At 60.1% G+C, this 12,845-nt stretch carries 18 protein-coding genes and 17 tRNA genes; 28 read left to right on the forward strand and 7 right to left on the reverse strand.

Features of this window, described 5'->3' with window-relative positions:
- Nucleotides 1–161 precede the first annotated feature (161 nt).
- The 15 genes from JQ574_RS11045 to JQ574_RS11115 all read left to right on the forward strand — a co-directional run bounded on the left by JQ574_RS11045 (nucleotide 162) and on the right by JQ574_RS11115 (nucleotide 2,954).
- Complete coding sequence (locus tag JQ574_RS11045; RefSeq protein ID WP_212209424.1) at nucleotides 162–356, forward strand: hypothetical protein; 195 nt, start codon at nucleotides 162–164, stop codon at nucleotides 354–356.
- Nucleotides 357–518: 162 nt separating this feature from the next.
- Nucleotides 519–590, forward strand: a tRNA-Thr gene (locus JQ574_RS11050).
- A 32-nt stretch (nucleotides 591–622) separates the two neighbouring features.
- Nucleotides 623–707, forward strand: a tRNA-Leu gene (locus tag JQ574_RS11055).
- 4 nt (nucleotides 708–711) lie between these two features.
- Nucleotides 712–785: transfer RNA gene (locus JQ574_RS11060), tRNA-Val, on the forward strand.
- Nucleotides 786–789: 4 nt separating this feature from the next.
- A tRNA-Val gene (locus JQ574_RS11065) sits at nucleotides 790–862 on the forward strand.
- 6 nt (nucleotides 863–868) lie between these two features.
- Nucleotides 869–942, forward strand: a tRNA-Ile gene (locus JQ574_RS11070).
- Nucleotides 943–1,142: 200 nt separating this feature from the next.
- Nucleotides 1,143–1,227, forward strand: a tRNA-Lys gene (locus JQ574_RS11075).
- A 36-nt stretch (nucleotides 1,228–1,263) separates the two neighbouring features.
- A tRNA-Leu gene (locus JQ574_RS11080) sits at nucleotides 1,264–1,346 on the forward strand.
- Between the two features lie 39 nt (nucleotides 1,347–1,385).
- Nucleotides 1,386–1,460, forward strand: a tRNA-Asp gene (locus JQ574_RS11085).
- A gap of 55 nt (nucleotides 1,461–1,515) precedes the next feature.
- Nucleotides 1,516–2,052, forward strand: coding sequence for an HNH endonuclease (locus JQ574_RS11090; RefSeq protein ID WP_212209425.1), 537 nt, complete (start codon nucleotides 1,516–1,518; stop codon nucleotides 2,050–2,052).
- 54 nt (nucleotides 2,053–2,106) lie between these two features.
- A tRNA-Tyr gene (locus JQ574_RS11095) sits at nucleotides 2,107–2,191 on the forward strand.
- Between the two features lie 297 nt (nucleotides 2,192–2,488).
- A tRNA-Asn gene (locus JQ574_RS11100) sits at nucleotides 2,489–2,564 on the forward strand.
- A gap of 28 nt (nucleotides 2,565–2,592) precedes the next feature.
- Nucleotides 2,593–2,671 (forward strand) — tRNA-Arg (locus JQ574_RS11105).
- Nucleotides 2,672–2,678: 7 nt separating this feature from the next.
- A tRNA-Pro gene (locus JQ574_RS11110) sits at nucleotides 2,679–2,757 on the forward strand.
- A gap of 123 nt (nucleotides 2,758–2,880) precedes the next feature.
- Nucleotides 2,881–2,954: transfer RNA gene (locus tag JQ574_RS11115), tRNA-Gly, on the forward strand.
- Nucleotide 2,955: 1 nt separating this feature from the next.
- Here JQ574_RS11115 and JQ574_RS11120 read toward each other — a convergent pair.
- The gene (locus JQ574_RS11120) at nucleotides 2,956–3,267 is read right to left on the reverse strand and encodes a hypothetical protein (RefSeq protein WP_212209426.1); all 312 of its coding nucleotides are present in this window, start codon (nucleotides 3,265–3,267) and stop codon (nucleotides 2,956–2,958) included.
- A gap of 7 nt (nucleotides 3,268–3,274) precedes the next feature.
- On the opposite strand from JQ574_RS11120, the gene JQ574_RS11125 reads away from it, so the two are divergent.
- The 3 genes from JQ574_RS11125 (at nucleotide 3,275) to JQ574_RS11135 (ending at nucleotide 3,675) form a co-directional block, all read left to right on the forward strand.
- A tRNA-Glu gene (locus JQ574_RS11125) sits at nucleotides 3,275–3,351 on the forward strand.
- Between the two features lie 4 nt (nucleotides 3,352–3,355).
- Nucleotides 3,356–3,434 (forward strand) — tRNA-Gln (locus JQ574_RS11130).
- Nucleotides 3,435–3,599: 165 nt separating this feature from the next.
- A tRNA-Trp gene (locus JQ574_RS11135) sits at nucleotides 3,600–3,675 on the forward strand.
- Nucleotides 3,676–3,780: 105 nt separating this feature from the next.
- Here JQ574_RS11135 and JQ574_RS11140 read toward each other — a convergent pair.
- Nucleotides 3,781–3,855 (reverse strand) — tRNA-Glu (locus tag JQ574_RS11140).
- A 249-nt stretch (nucleotides 3,856–4,104) separates the two neighbouring features.
- On the opposite strand from JQ574_RS11140, the gene JQ574_RS11145 reads away from it, so the two are divergent.
- Both JQ574_RS11145 and JQ574_RS11150 read left to right on the forward strand, forming a co-directional pair.
- Nucleotides 4,105–4,362 (forward strand): PilZ domain-containing protein, encoded by a 258-nt coding sequence (locus JQ574_RS11145; RefSeq protein WP_192735778.1) that lies wholly within the window; start codon nucleotides 4,105–4,107, stop codon nucleotides 4,360–4,362.
- A 31-nt stretch (nucleotides 4,363–4,393) separates the two neighbouring features.
- Nucleotides 4,394–4,648, forward strand: coding sequence for a porin (locus JQ574_RS11150; protein WP_212209427.1), 255 nt, complete (start codon nucleotides 4,394–4,396; stop codon nucleotides 4,646–4,648).
- Nucleotides 4,649–4,651: 3 nt separating this feature from the next.
- Here JQ574_RS11150 and JQ574_RS11155 read toward each other — a convergent pair whose 3' ends face one another.
- Together JQ574_RS11155 and JQ574_RS11160 are read right to left on the reverse strand one after the other, a co-directional pair.
- Entirely contained in the window at nucleotides 4,652–5,296 is a 645-nt protein-coding gene (locus tag JQ574_RS11155; RefSeq protein WP_212209428.1) for a glutathione S-transferase family protein, read from the reverse strand.
- A 608-nt stretch (nucleotides 5,297–5,904) separates the two neighbouring features.
- A complete protein-coding gene (locus JQ574_RS11160; protein WP_192735781.1) occupies nucleotides 5,905–6,357 on the reverse strand; it encodes a VOC family protein in 453 nt (150 codons plus the stop codon).
- A 146-nt stretch (nucleotides 6,358–6,503) separates the two neighbouring features.
- On the opposite strand from JQ574_RS11160, the gene JQ574_RS11165 reads away from it, so the two are divergent.
- The 3 genes from JQ574_RS11165 to JQ574_RS11175 all read left to right on the forward strand — a co-directional run bounded on the left by JQ574_RS11165 (nucleotide 6,504) and on the right by JQ574_RS11175 (nucleotide 7,924).
- Complete coding sequence (locus JQ574_RS11165; protein WP_212209429.1) at nucleotides 6,504–6,716, forward strand: hypothetical protein; 213 nt, start codon at nucleotides 6,504–6,506, stop codon at nucleotides 6,714–6,716.
- Between the two features lie 534 nt (nucleotides 6,717–7,250).
- Nucleotides 7,251–7,571 (forward strand): antibiotic biosynthesis monooxygenase, encoded by a 321-nt coding sequence (locus JQ574_RS11170; RefSeq protein WP_212209430.1) that lies wholly within the window; start codon nucleotides 7,251–7,253, stop codon nucleotides 7,569–7,571.
- A gap of 215 nt (nucleotides 7,572–7,786) precedes the next feature.
- Nucleotides 7,787–7,924, forward strand: coding sequence for a hypothetical protein (locus JQ574_RS11175; RefSeq protein WP_212209431.1), 138 nt, complete (start codon nucleotides 7,787–7,789; stop codon nucleotides 7,922–7,924).
- A 393-nt stretch (nucleotides 7,925–8,317) separates the two neighbouring features.
- Here the strand turns inward: JQ574_RS11175 and JQ574_RS11180 are convergent, their stop codons facing one another.
- Nucleotides 8,318–8,515 carry a hypothetical protein gene (locus tag JQ574_RS11180; RefSeq protein ID WP_192735785.1) on the reverse strand — a complete coding sequence of 66 codons (198 nt, stop codon included), beginning with the start codon at nucleotides 8,513–8,515 and terminating at the stop codon, nucleotides 8,318–8,320.
- 138 nt (nucleotides 8,516–8,653) lie between these two features.
- Between JQ574_RS11180 and JQ574_RS11185 the strand changes: the two genes are divergently transcribed.
- Nucleotides 8,654–8,950, forward strand: a complete 297-nt coding sequence (locus JQ574_RS11185; RefSeq protein ID WP_212209432.1) for a putative quinol monooxygenase — start codon at nucleotides 8,654–8,656, stop codon at nucleotides 8,948–8,950.
- Nucleotides 8,951–9,004: 54 nt separating this feature from the next.
- On the opposite strand, the gene JQ574_RS11190 is transcribed toward JQ574_RS11185, so the two are convergent.
- Nucleotides 9,005–9,151, reverse strand: coding sequence for a hypothetical protein (locus tag JQ574_RS11190; protein WP_212209433.1), 147 nt, complete (start codon nucleotides 9,149–9,151; stop codon nucleotides 9,005–9,007).
- Between the two features lie 596 nt (nucleotides 9,152–9,747).
- On the opposite strand from JQ574_RS11190, the gene JQ574_RS11195 reads away from it, so the two are divergent.
- Nucleotides 9,748–9,933: a hypothetical protein gene (locus JQ574_RS11195; RefSeq protein ID WP_212209536.1), complete on the forward strand. Its 186-nt coding sequence runs from the start codon at nucleotides 9,748–9,750 to the stop codon at nucleotides 9,931–9,933.
- A 417-nt stretch (nucleotides 9,934–10,350) separates the two neighbouring features.
- Here JQ574_RS11195 and JQ574_RS11200 read toward each other — a convergent pair whose 3' ends face one another.
- Complete coding sequence (locus tag JQ574_RS11200; protein WP_212209434.1) at nucleotides 10,351–10,518, reverse strand: hypothetical protein; 168 nt, start codon at nucleotides 10,516–10,518, stop codon at nucleotides 10,351–10,353.
- Between the two features lie 193 nt (nucleotides 10,519–10,711).
- Here JQ574_RS11200 and JQ574_RS11205 point away from each other — a divergent pair, with 193 nt between their 5' ends.
- The 3 genes from JQ574_RS11205 to JQ574_RS11215 all read left to right on the forward strand — a co-directional run bounded on the left by JQ574_RS11205 (nucleotide 10,712) and on the right by JQ574_RS11215 (nucleotide 12,738).
- Nucleotides 10,712–10,948, forward strand: a complete 237-nt coding sequence (locus tag JQ574_RS11205; RefSeq protein WP_212209435.1) for a hypothetical protein — start codon at nucleotides 10,712–10,714, stop codon at nucleotides 10,946–10,948.
- A 163-nt stretch (nucleotides 10,949–11,111) separates the two neighbouring features.
- Complete coding sequence (locus tag JQ574_RS11210; protein ID WP_212209436.1) at nucleotides 11,112–11,873, forward strand: Sir2 family NAD-dependent protein deacetylase; 762 nt, start codon at nucleotides 11,112–11,114, stop codon at nucleotides 11,871–11,873.
- 199 nt (nucleotides 11,874–12,072) lie between these two features.
- Nucleotides 12,073–12,738: a cold-shock protein gene (locus tag JQ574_RS11215; protein WP_212209437.1), complete on the forward strand. Its 666-nt coding sequence runs from the start codon at nucleotides 12,073–12,075 to the stop codon at nucleotides 12,736–12,738.
- The last annotated feature ends 107 nt before the right edge of the window (nucleotides 12,739–12,845 follow it).

The raw sequence follows: 12,845 nt of genomic DNA on the forward strand, positions 1-12,845 counted from the left end.
CCGCCGCGCTGCCGTTTATTCGGCCGTGCGATTGGTCGCGCATGTGCGTGGCGAAGCAAGGTCCGAGCTATCTGGCGCCCGAAAATCTCGGGACCACCAGGACGCCAAGAGCGTAAACCGGCAGCGGGAATCTACCCTCTGCCTCAAGGCAGAGAGCGAAGATGACCCGCGACAGCACCACAGGACTCGAGGACCGTGACCGCCAGAGGATTTTGTCCTCGCCGGTGGCGCATGCCTTCGTGCGCATAGTGACGCAGCGCCGGGGCATTTCCGAGGCCGAGGCCGAGCAAGTCTATCTCGATTACATCAACCGAGCGCAGCCGGCGGACAACTGCCGGGGTCGTGAGGACGCTTGATCATTTGAAGCGATTTCGAATTCAGGATGGCCGTCCCTGCAAGGACATAAGACGGCCCGCTGATCCGGTACTGGTCCCCTTTGGTGGGGCGGCAAACGGTGGTTTCAGGCAGCGAAACAATTTCCATTGGCCGGGATCGTCCGGCCGTTTGTAAGTTTTCAGGCTGGCGTAGCTCAGATGGAGAGCAGCGGTTTTGTAAACCGAAGCGCGGAGACTCGAGCCCTCCCGTCAGCATCAATTGTCGAGTGTGATCTTCAATACGTAAAGCGAGCGTGGCGAAACTGGTAGACGCACCGCACTCAGACTGCGACGGGCTTGCCCGTGGGGGTTCAATTCCCTCCGCTCGCACCATCACGCTCCCGTAGCCAAGCGGTAAGGCATCGGTTTTACGCACCGACATACGCTCGTTCGATCCGAGCGGGGGCACCAACATGCGCTTTTAGCTCAGTGGCAGAGTACCGCCGCGACATGGCTTGTCCGCGGTTCGATTCCGTGAAGGCGCACCAATTCACGCTCTTGTAGCACAATGGCAGTGCGACCGCTCGATAAGCGGTTGATGCAGGTTCGATTCCTGACTGGAGCACCACCAAGGGAGACCGACATGACCGTCGCTTTCACGACCTTGATGGAACGCAGCGATGCCATCAAGGCACTTGCGAAACCGGGCGCGACTCGCCGCCACAAGCCATCGAGGCGATGGATCCGGAGCGTTAAACCTGACTGGAGATGGAGCGGCCTTTTAAGCCGTGCGCAAGTGGTTCGAAACCACCCGGATCCTCCAATCAAGGACCAGTGCCCCAGCGGCCAAGGGAGCGGATTCTTAATCCGTCGACGCAAGTCACCGTCGGTTCGAGTCCGACCTGGTCCTCCATTTCGAAACAGACTCTGGCCGAGCTCAGATAACTTTGCGGCCGTGGTGGAACGGTAGACACCCGCGCTTGAGGGGCGCGCGCCATGTGCATCCGAGTTCGAGTCTCGGCGGCCGCACCATGTTGCAGACCTAGATTGCGCTCAATTTGCGCTCAAACTGCTCCTGGACCCAGCTGGTGAGGGGCTCGACTGTCGATCGAGTTGCGGCGAGTTCGATTCTCGTCAGGGGCGCCACTGCGAATTCACATTGAAAGAATTCCGCCATCAGCATCAACGCGAGGAGGTTTTCATGTTCCAGAATTGCTCCGCGCTCGTGCTCAACGCGGATTTCCAGCCGCTCAGCTATTTCCCACTCAGCCTGTTCGGCTGGGAAGACGCCATCAAGGCGGTCGTCAAGGGATCTCACGTCGTCGTCGCTGAATACGACGAGGTCGCCCGTAGCCCGTCGATCCAGATGAAGTTGCCATCGGTGATCGCGCTGCGCTGTTATGTGCGGCCGCCGAACCGGGTCGCCTTCACCCGGTTCAACGTGTTCCTTCGGGATCACTTCGTGTGCCAGTATTGCAGCGTTCCGCACCGCCCGAACGATCTTACCTTCGACCATGTCCTGCCGCGCGCCGCCGGAGGCATGACGTCCTGGGAGAACATCGCAACGGCATGCAGCCCCTGCAATATGCGGAAAGACACACGGCTGGAGAAGCCCCGCCGGAAGCCGTTCGAGCCCACGGTGCATCAGCTGATGGCGGCGCAGCGCCATTTCCCGCCGAACTTCCTGCACGAGACCTGGCGCGACTTCCTGTACTGGGATGTCGAACTCGAGAAGTAAGCCGCCGGCCACGGCCGGCGGTTTCGGTTCTGCGGCAGGCTTTCAAAACATTTCGGGTAACGCCAAGTCTGGTGACTGAGCGGGCCTGTAAAGCCTGCGCCTTTGCGCACGCGCGGTTCAATTCCGCGGTTACCCACCATCGTTCGGCAGATGCCCAACAGCCGTCCAAACCCGCGGACCTGGTATATTGGGAGTGCCATGCGCTGCCCGCGCATTGATAGCGGTTCGATCCCGCTGGTCCGCGCCATCTTGCGAAACTGCGCGCGTCGCGCAATTCGCCGTCCAGAAAGCTAATCCAGTGAAAGCATCGGCTTGAAACGCCGGGGAGGTCAGGGCGGCACTGACTCTGGACACCATCACGGGGGTGCACAAGGTGCATTTGATCCTTGCAAGATCGAAGCGGCCGGGGCGGTACCGGCACTCTCCACCATCTCATTCCCGTCGAGCCATCTCGGTGAGGGCACCCGGCTGTTAACCGGGGTAGCGCGGTTCGAAACCGTGGTCGGGAGCCAATGCCGCTTGTCAGCCGATTACCATCAACGACCTGTAGCTCAGTTGGATTCAGAGCGCCGTGCTACGAACGCGGAGGGCGGGGGTTCGAGTCCCTCCAGGTCGGCCAAAATTGACAGTCTGTAGGGGAGCCTGGTCGTCCCTACCTGCCTTGGAAGCAGGGGATCGCTGGTTCGAATCCAGCCAGACTGACCACAATCGATTCAAAGACAAAGCGGGACGCTCGCGCCTCGCCAGCCTTTGCCTCTTGGCTCGGTCGGTAGAGCGCCCGGTTCTGATTCGGGATATCAGCGGTTCAATCCGCGAGGGGCTGCCAATGCGGGCTTAGGTCATAGGCTGATCACCTGGTTTCCAGCCAGGCAAAGTCGGTTCGAGTCCGGCAGCCCGCGCCAATCACAAGTCAGCTACCTTCCTGGCTGCCGCGAGGCTGTCCTTGATACTATTCGAGTTGAGGATCCCATCTTCGAATGCGATTCGCGCTGCGGTGAGCCTTCGGTTCAGTTGCAGCTTGGGTCCGGCTCCAAATAGCCGGTCGATCTCCGAGTTTATCTCGAGCATTTGCGCGGCGGCTTCATGGGCGACACCAAGCTCATCAAGCCGTGCAGCGACCGACATTTCCCGTTGCGTTAGCGGCCGTTTCTTTGCCGATTTCGGTTTCCACTTTTTCGCGATCGCCCTTTTGGTCTTCTTCGCTTTCTTTATCACCGTAGCCGCTCCCTTCGTCTGGCGGTCCAGGATAACACCCTTTCACGGTGAAGATCACCGGTTCGAATCCGGTAGGGAGCGCCATTGCGGGCGCGTCGCCAAGTTGGCCTAAGGCGCCGGATTTTGATTTCCGGTGACCGCTGGTTCGAATCCAGCCCCGCTCACCAAATCCATCGCTCGGCCTCTCGGGAGGGTTTGCTGCTCATAACGGCGAACAGGACGGTTCGAAACCGTTACGAGCGACCACCTGCTTCCGACCTCGTCTATCAGCTAGGACGCTTGCTTGTGGAGCAGGAAAACACGCGGCGGCACCGTGGGTCGGGACCACTTCAGGGAGTGAAGCTCAAGTGGACGAGCGCTGGTCTCCAAAACCAGAGGTTCCAGGTTCGAGGCCTGGTTCTCCCGCCATTTTCTCCGCGGCAGTGAGGAATGATTGCCGTGCCCGGAAATGAATTAGTTTGCGCGCGGTGGGCGCCCACGGCTTCCTGTGATTTCAATGGCCGAAAAACGGGATGGCGCTCCCTAGCGGAATCGAACCGCTCTCTCCACCGTGAAAGGGTGGCGTCCTAACCGATAGACGAAGGGAGCAAAAACAACCGGAAAATCAGTGCTTTACAGCATGATGCGCCGTGTTGGTCGCCGATAATCGGGTTGGATCAGGCCGGCGACCGGCGAACGTATAGTGGCGTTTTGCCGGGCGGGCAAGCGGCCTGAAACCGCCTTTTTCCGGGCGCTTGCGGCCCGCGCCGGCAAGGGAGCACCGGCCAAAAAACCCGATGTTTTGCAACGGATTTTAAAGCCGCCTGGAGTAGGGCTGGTGGCAGGGGAACTTCTGACATGGCCTTGGGCACCAAAAAGCGCGAGTCGCGCAAATCGTTGCATCAATCCGGGTGGATCACGCTGGACGGCGGTTTTGCGGCACGGCCCTGCGTGGTGCAGGATATGTCCACGACGGGTGCCAAGGTTACGATCGACGATCCCAACACGCTGCCCGCCAAATTGAAGCTGGCGTTTTCGCGCGACGCCCGCACGGGCCGAAACTGCGAAGTGGTCTGGCGCCGCGGCAAGTCGGTCGGCATCAAGTTCGTCCGCTAGCGCCCCGCGGCGCGAGACGATAAAAGGCGGGATGCGAAACTTCCTTCTTGCGATCCCGGTTCTGGTACTGACTGGCGTGGCGGCGTTGGCCGCCGAACCATCGGGACATCAGAAGTCCGACAGGACGGCTCCTTCGGGCAAGCTGCTTCCGCTGAAGGGAGCGACATCAGGCAATCCATGCGCGGCATACGGGGCGGGATTCGTCAGGGTCGAGGGCACCGAGACCTGCGCGAAGATCGGCGGTGCCGTCAGTATCGAGGCCGGCACATCGGCCCGGTCGCGCTGAGCGTCACGTCATCGGCGGCGCGATGAACTGGATAAATCCGGGGCGCTCCGAGATCTGCGCGAACCAGCGCTCGAGGTTCGGAAGTTTCGGCTTGGTGACGCCCTCGACGCCGAACCAGCGCCGCGCGAAAGCGCCGAGCGCGATGTCGGCGATCGTGAACTGATCGCCTTCGATATAGCGGCGCGTTGCCACTTGTGCGTCGACGATCCGCCATTGCACGGCTTCCGCGTCGGCGTCCTTCTGGACCTGGACCATGTCGCGTTTTTCCGGCGCCGTGCGCACCAGCGCCCAGAACACCGGCCGGTCCACCGGTTGCAGGGTCGACAGCGTCCAGTCCAGCCAGCGGTCGACGGCCGCGCGTGCCTGCGGACTGTGCGGATAGATCGGCGAATTCTGGCCGTAGGCGAGACAGAGGTAGCGCATCACCGAATTGGATTCCCACAGCACGAAATCGCCGTCGATCAGCGTCGGCACGCGGCCATTGGGATTCATCGCAAGGTAGGGCGCTTCATTATTCTTGCCGAACTGCATGCCGGCATCGATGCGGTCATAGCCGAGATCGAGCTCGCGCAGGCACCACAGGACTTTCTGAACGTTGACCGAATTGGCCCGGCCCCAGATGGTGAGTTGTTGTTTGTTGTCAGCCACGTGTTTTGCTCCCGGCGGTTTTCTTGCGGTGATCTTCTTGCAACCGGTTCATAGCGGAAGATCAGCAAAAAAGCGCGGGCCGCCTTGGCTTGGACCAAACAAAACCTGGACCAAACAAAAACAGGCTCCGCCGCGGCGCGACGGAGCCTGTTTTTACGTACGCTTGCCGTCAGCGGCCGAAGAACAACCACAACAGAAGGATTATCGGTATCGGCACGCCCAACAGCCACAACAAAATTCCTCGTCCCATCCTCGTATCCTCCAAAATATCAATCAAGGAGAGAACGTGCGGCCGCGTGTCTTGTTCCTTCGCGCGGACCGAAACTGCGCACGCGATGCCGTGTTATGATGGTGGAATATCGGAGAGCGACAGTCCGATTCGAAACAGCGAATAGCCGTCTCGATCGACGGGTGCGCGTCAACGTCCATTCGTCTTCCGAGGTTTCTGAGGGAAACGGCACGTCCGCTTTCGTCACCAGCCGGTAGCTGGGATGGCGGACGTGCACGAAGAAGTTGTACCGTAACGTTTCAAGCGAAGTGGATTCCGGTTCGCGTCAAGAGAGCCAGAGCCCGTTTTGATTCATTAAAGAACCGAACAGGCTCAACGCCTACCAGTGGCCGGTGTTCGGCATCGAGGTCCACGGCTCGGCCGGCGGCTTCGGGTCACCCTTCTGCAAGAGCTCGATCGAATGCAGATCCGGCGAGCGGACGAACGCCATATTGCCGTCGCGCGGCGGGCGATTGATGGTGATGCCCATCTTCATCAGCCGGTCGCAGGTGGCGTAGATGTCGTCGACCTCATAGGCGAGGTGACCGAAATAGCGGTCTTCGCCGTATTTCTCTTCGTCCCAATTGTAGGTCAGTTCGACCAGCGGCGCGCCGCGGGTGGCCGGCGAGGCCTTGAGCAGGCCTTCGTCTTCGGCGGCGCACAGGAACACCAGCGTGAAGCGGCCCTTGTCGTTGTCGATCCGGCGCACTTCCTTCAGCCCCAGCGCATCAGAATAGAATTTCATCGCGGCATCGAGATTGCGGACGCGCAGCATGGTATGGAGAAAACGCATGTTTCTTGGCTCCCTTTGCGAGGCTTGGTTTTTGGTTCGGGGCTTGAATAGCAGCAAAATCCCCCACGGGGCAGGGGGCAAGATGCCATTCAGGCGCCACCCCGGGGCCCTTTACATAGCGGTGTGGCTGGGAAAGTGATGGCAGTATGAAATACCTGCTTGGCGCTCTTCTCATCTCCGGCACGGCTCATGCAGCCGACCAACTTCCCAACAGCATGCTCGGGAAGTGGGCCTCTGACGCTGCTGCGTGCGGACAGCAGTCCAGCGAACTCGGGATGACGGTCGAACCCCGGACAGTGCTGTTTTACGAGCATGGCTTTCAGATCAAGCGCATTACCCGGCTAAGGATGGCTCACTAAAGGGAACAGGGTATGGTTTTGCAGACGATGGTCGGTCCAACGGTTCAATCACGCTTAAGCTGATTGATCCCAACAAGCTTCAGACCAAGGGAGATATCTATCATCGGTGCGAAAAGCGAAATGGAGGCGCACGATGAGTGAAGCCGAAGTGAGCGGCCTTGCTGCGACCTTCCTCAACTATCACCGTTGCGGGAAAGATAAGCGCGCCGGGCGGGCCAAGCACGAGTCCCGGCGCGTCTGAACTGTGGGTAATTCGACCGTGGGCTGGACAGGCAAGCCCGTCCGCACATTATGCGTCGCGAGACGGAATCTCTGGAGGGCCTAGGGGGACAGTCTCGCTGAAGGCCACGCGGCGTAACGCCCGCGTGGCCTTTTGTTTTCCAATTATTTACGATTGCTCGTCCGCAAAATTGCGGACGCTGTTCGTTCTCCGAGAACAAAAGCGGAGCCGGCAGGCTAGCCATTGATCGCCTGGCGGGTGACGGCCGGAACGAACTTTTTCCCGCCGGGTTCTTTCCACAAAGGAGAGGAGCCATGACGGAGATCATCAAAGGCGTCAGCCCCATTACCCTTATCAACGTCCTCACCGTTGCCCCGGAAAAGGCCGACGAACTCGTCAAATTGCTCGACGAGGCGACTGACAAGGTCATGAAGCATCAGCCGGGATTCGTCTCTGCCAACATTCACCGCAGCCTTAGCGGCAAGCACGTCGCGAATTACGCTCAATGGCGATCGAACGAGGATTTCGAGGCCATGCAGCGCAATCCCGAGTGCAAAGAGCACATGATGGCGGCAGGCAAGCTCGCGGAAAAATTCGAGCCCGAACTCTATGCGGTGGCCAGCGTCCACGAATAGCAAGACGCGCGCGCGGGCTTACGGCTACACAAGCGAAAGCCCCGCTCGGGGGAAGCGGGGCTTTCTGATGGGGATGAGTGTCTGGGGGACTACTCATCCATAAGTCACCGCACCGCGCAATTGGTTCAAACCGATTTTCGCGCGCTGCTGATCCGGAGTACTTGCCAAATTGTTCTTGTTATGTTCTATTCAAGCCATTCCCTGGAGGTTGATTCATGGACATCGAGAAACAACGCGAAATCATCAGGCTCTGGAACCGCATGCGCCGGGTCGAAGGCCCGATCGCCGAGGAAATCCGCATTCAGATCCTCGAATATTTTGCACAGCAGGACCGTCCGAAACGCGCGGCCTGATGAGGTTTGCTCGCGCGCGTCGCCACGGCGACGGCGTTGAAACGCCAAAGCGTCGAGGGCAGACACACACACACACACACACACGCGCATTAGAGCGGCTGCGCCCTTTCTGCGCATGCCCTCAACTTAACGTGCGTCAGGTCGCAGTTACGCTTCTTCCCGGTGCCCGTCAGAGCCGCGGTTGAACACGCCGTAATGGCTCGACTTCTGGCCGTCGCCATTCGTCGGTGCGACCGTCAGTCCCAATCGCAACAGCTCGCACAGAGCGCAGGTCGGCAATCGCCGTCGCGCCGCATCAATCGCAGAAAATGAAATCGTCGGTCGCACGGGCCCTGTCCCTCGGCGGCAGGCAAGTCGCCGGCAGCGCGAGGGACCCGGCTCACTTCCGATGGGCTAGACCTTGACGTCGACCAATGGGGTTGGCTCGGCCTGGGCGTGTTGTTCGATCTGCGCTTGCTGGGCCTGCGCCTTGGCGTCGTAGACGGCCTTCAGATCTTCGTTAATCGTATTGGGCGGCGCCTTGGCGGTTTGGTCGACAAGGAGCTGGATTCTGGCCTGCGTCACTTCAACAGGTACGGGATAAACAAGCATGAGATTATCCTCCTGACCAAAAGCTGTCAGGCGCCCGTTTACACTTTGTAAAGAGATTGGGTTAACGGCGAATTGGGTTAATTGCCGAGCGGACCAAGGGACGGGTACGTCCAAGCGAGCAAGGGCAGGGAAGCCGAGATGATTTTGGTGACAGGAAGTATTCTGGCGCGTGAGGACAGCTTTGATGAGGTGCTGGCCGCCTGCCTTGATCATGGCGAGCGCTCGCGGACGGAGCCGGGCTGCATCTCGCATGACGTGCATGTCGACTGCCAAAATCCAATGCGCCTGTTTTTCTTCGAGCAATGGGCGGACGAGGCGGCTCTGCGCACCCACTTCGCCGTTGAAGGTTCGAAAGCGTTTGTCAGATCACTCAAGGGCCGGATCGCCGAAACCACCGGGACCAGGATCTATCGCGCAGAATCAATTCCGCGATAGCCGCGCTGCAAGCCATGACGCGCAACGCGCCACGCTATTGGTCGCCTGTGGGCCTTAGAGGATCTTTTCCAGCCGTTCGGCATAGAGCCGGAATTCCTCGGCCATCTCGATGAGCTTCTTCGAGGCCTCGGGATCCCTGACAGCGTGCGCCAAACGCTTGGCTCGGATCGACTGGTCGCGGTAGTGATCTGCCTGGGTCATGTCAGCACCTTTTCGGATAGGTGCAAATCGCCTCAAAAAGGTTCGATCACGACGATGCGAACAGCAATCGTGCCCGTGGCGCTCCGATCAGGCAAGCCTGGCGGGGGCGGCGAGGGGCCACGATGCGGTTTGCTGTCGGCGAGCGCTCGCGAAGTAACCCGATCTTAAGGGGCGGCCGATCCGGAAAACGCGCCCCCTGTTCGTTCTTTGAAGAACAAAAGGAGTCTTGCTTCGATATTTCGGATTCGCTGGCGCAGCGCTTCACGTGTCTCCCCAACTCCTGGGCAGATCCATTTGGCTGTGGCGATGCGTATTCCTCTTGAAGGGAAAGCTCGATGCGGTCCCTCCGCCGGGGGTGTGGACGGGTGCGCAGCAAGCATTGGGCGCAACGCCGGAAAACCCATTTTGCGCCCTGTGATTTACCTGTGGATTTGCTGCGGACAAGTGCGTGCGTACAGGATCGGGTGGGGTGCGCGCCAACCGGCGAGGTCAACGATCCCTTTCCGAACCGCCAATAACCCTATTCAGTTAGGTTAAGACCGGGATTGCGTTGTGCTTATCAGAGGTTGCGCTAGGGATGGCTGGAGGAAACAGCCATGGTCCCTTCGTTTCATAACGCCGACAAGCCGACGCACCGACGCGTGATGGTGGTCGGGCTGCTGTTTTGCCTGGCCTTCGTCGGCATCAGTTTTTCACTGCGGTCGCAACCGGAAACCGGACATGTGCTGGTCAAAGCTGACAGGCTGGTCCGGACGGCGGGCGAGCCGCACAAGGCGAACTAGCGGTCCGGCAATTTTTCGCCGCGCGGCTTGTGATATTTGGCGATGCCGATAAAGCCGGCAAACGCGATCACGTTCAGCAGAACTTCCAGCCATGGGGGCATCGTTGCACCTCTTTCGGGAACAAATTCCCGGGGCGGCAATCGGTTCCTTCGTGCCTGGATGGGCGTGGATATTTTGCGGGCAGGGCCCTCCGCGAAATGAAAAACCCCGCCAGCCTCCGAAGACGCTGACGGGGTCTTTCATGCTTTCACCTCTGGCAAGGTTGCTGCACTTGGCCTGAGAACGCGCATCCGCAGGGTTCGTTCCCGGCGCTCCGAAAATTTTTTGGAAGAAATGGCGGGCCGATTCCGCCTGGTGGCGCACTTACAAAAAAGCCCGGAGCATCACCCCAGGGCTTTTGCTGATCGGACTTTGGCGCTAGCGCCAGAACGATGGGCGGTTAAATCCGCTCCAGGCTTTGCCAAGCGTAGTGGCGTAATATTCCTCGCGCTCGCGTTCGAATTTTTCCTGGGTGGCCTTGAAGCTCGCGACCCGTGCTGCGATTTCTTCGCGCGCACGCGCGAGCCTGTCGTCCTGTTCGTTCATTGCCCATCCTTTTTGGAGTCGTGTTTTTGAGTCGTCCCGGTTGCCATTGACGGTTGCGATTGGGGCGTGAATTGGGAAGCCACGTTGCGAGATTGTGGTCGTCTGTTTGCGAAGCGAAGGCGGTGGATAAGGCCCGCGCGCCGCTTGTTGCGTGCGCACCTTCCCGGTAGCGACGAGCAAATCGGAGGTTCCCATGGCAAAGATCGATCTGGATTCACTGAGCATCGAAGAACTCGCAGCACTGCGCGAGCACGCCACCGACAAGCTGTTCGAGAAGGTCGCCGCACGCCGCGCCGAGCTCGATGCGGAACTGGAAAAACTCGCGCAATACGGCAAGCCTGCGAAGAAAACGGAGAGCGCGCCCGTCGCCAAGGTCAAGAAGACCGAAGAAGTGCGGGAACCCAAGGAACCCGTCGCCAAAGCCGCTTGATGATGCCTGCTTGATGGCGCGGCTGATGTTCGGTTGTGCGGGGGCTGACCGAACAGCCGATCCGATTGGCCGCGCTACCGTCGGCGCGGCCAATTTTGTTTGACGTGTTTTCCGTTGCGGGGCAGGCTTCCGCCTGGAAACGCTTTGAAAATCGGATGTTGACGTGATCGCACCAGACCTTCGCAGCGGCGTCGAACAGCTCGGCAACATGATCGCCGAGGCATCGTCCATCGTTCCCTTTACCGGCGCCGGCATCTCGACCGAATGCGGCATTCCCGATTTCCGCTCGCCTGGCGGATTGTGGACTCGCAATCGTCCGATTCCGTTCGACGAGTTCGTCGCCAGTTCCGAGGCCCGTGACGAGGCCTGGCGGCGGCGCTTTGCGATGGAGCCGACCTTTGCCGCGGCGAAGCCCGGCCGTGGACACCGGGCGCTGGCCTCGCTCTACAAGGCCGGCAAAATCCCCGCGATCATCACCCAGAACATCGACAATCTGCACCAGACGTCCGGTTTCAAGGCCGACGACGTGGTCGAACTGCACGGCAACACCACCTACGCCCGCTGCATCGGCTGCGGGCAGGCCTACGATCTGCCCTGGGTCAAGGCGCGCTTTGACGAGACCGGCAGCGCGCCCGATTGCACGGTTTGCGACGAACCGGTCAAGACCGCGACCATTTCGTTTGGACAGGCAATGCCGGAAGACGCGATGCGCCGCGCCACGGAACTGGCCCAGCATTGCGACCTGTTCCTCGCCATCGGATCCTCGCTAGTCGTTTGGCCGGCCGCAGGTTTTCCGCTGATGGCCAAGAACTGCGGCGCCAAGCTCGTCATCATCAATAACGAGCCGACGGAACAGGACGATGTCGCCGATCTCGTGATCCGGCACGACATCGGAGAGACGCTTGGACCGTTTGTAGGCAATTGAACTGCAATTGATTCGAGGCTTGCAAGCCTGTTCATAGTTCCCGCCTGAATTGTTTTTTTAGCTATGCGCCGCATGCGGGAGTGTTATCTTTTGATTCGAGAGATTCGCGCGGCGTTATCATGAGTGGTCATGGATGGGCGCGTGTTCCGGTCCGCTACGGCGATAGCGGACCGCATTTGAATGTGTGAGGTCCGGGGTCATGGGGTCGGACGGATTTGAGTCCAAGAAGCTCGGGGGGCCGCCGTCAGGCGGGACAGGGCAGAACAGGCTTGGACCAGGTGAATATTCTGCCGGCGCCGAGCGCGATCCGGGGATGGATGCTCTTTCTGGTCTCGGCGAAACTGCTGCGAACCTGGTCGAAATATCCGGCGTCATCAAATGGTTCGATGCCTCGAAAGGCTACGGCTTCATCGTTCCCGACAATGGCTGGCCCGACGTGCTGCTGCACGTCACGGTGCTGCGCCGCGATGGCTATCAGACCGCGTATGAAGGTGCGCGGCTTGTGGTCGAATGTGTGCAACGCGCCAAGGGCTATCAGGCCTTCCGCATCGTCTCGATGGACGAGTCCACTGCGATCCATCCGGCGCAGATGCTGCCGCCGCGAACCCATGTCAGCGTTACGCCGACCTCAGGTCTGGAGCGCGCACAGGTCAAATGGTTCAACCGGCTGCGCGGTTTCGGCTTCCTGACCTGCGGCGAAGGGACGCCCGACATCTTCGTGCATATGGAAACGCTGCGCCGCTTCGGCATGACCGAGCTGCGGCCTGGCCAGTACGTGCTGGTGCGGTTCGGGCCCGGCTCCAAGGGCATGATGGCCGCGGAGATCCACCCCGAGACCGGGCCGTCGGCACTGTCGTCGCACTAACTGCCCGTATCCGCTGTCCGGCCTGTCACCTGACGGAATCGTGAGCCGGTCGGTGGCTGCGCGTGCGCCGGCCTCTGGCCTTTGCCGCAATCATCGGGTTAGGATTT

This window comes from Bradyrhizobium sp. AUGA SZCCT0158 (assembly GCF_018130065.1).
Classification (GTDB): domain Bacteria; phylum Pseudomonadota; class Alphaproteobacteria; order Rhizobiales; family Xanthobacteraceae; genus Bradyrhizobium.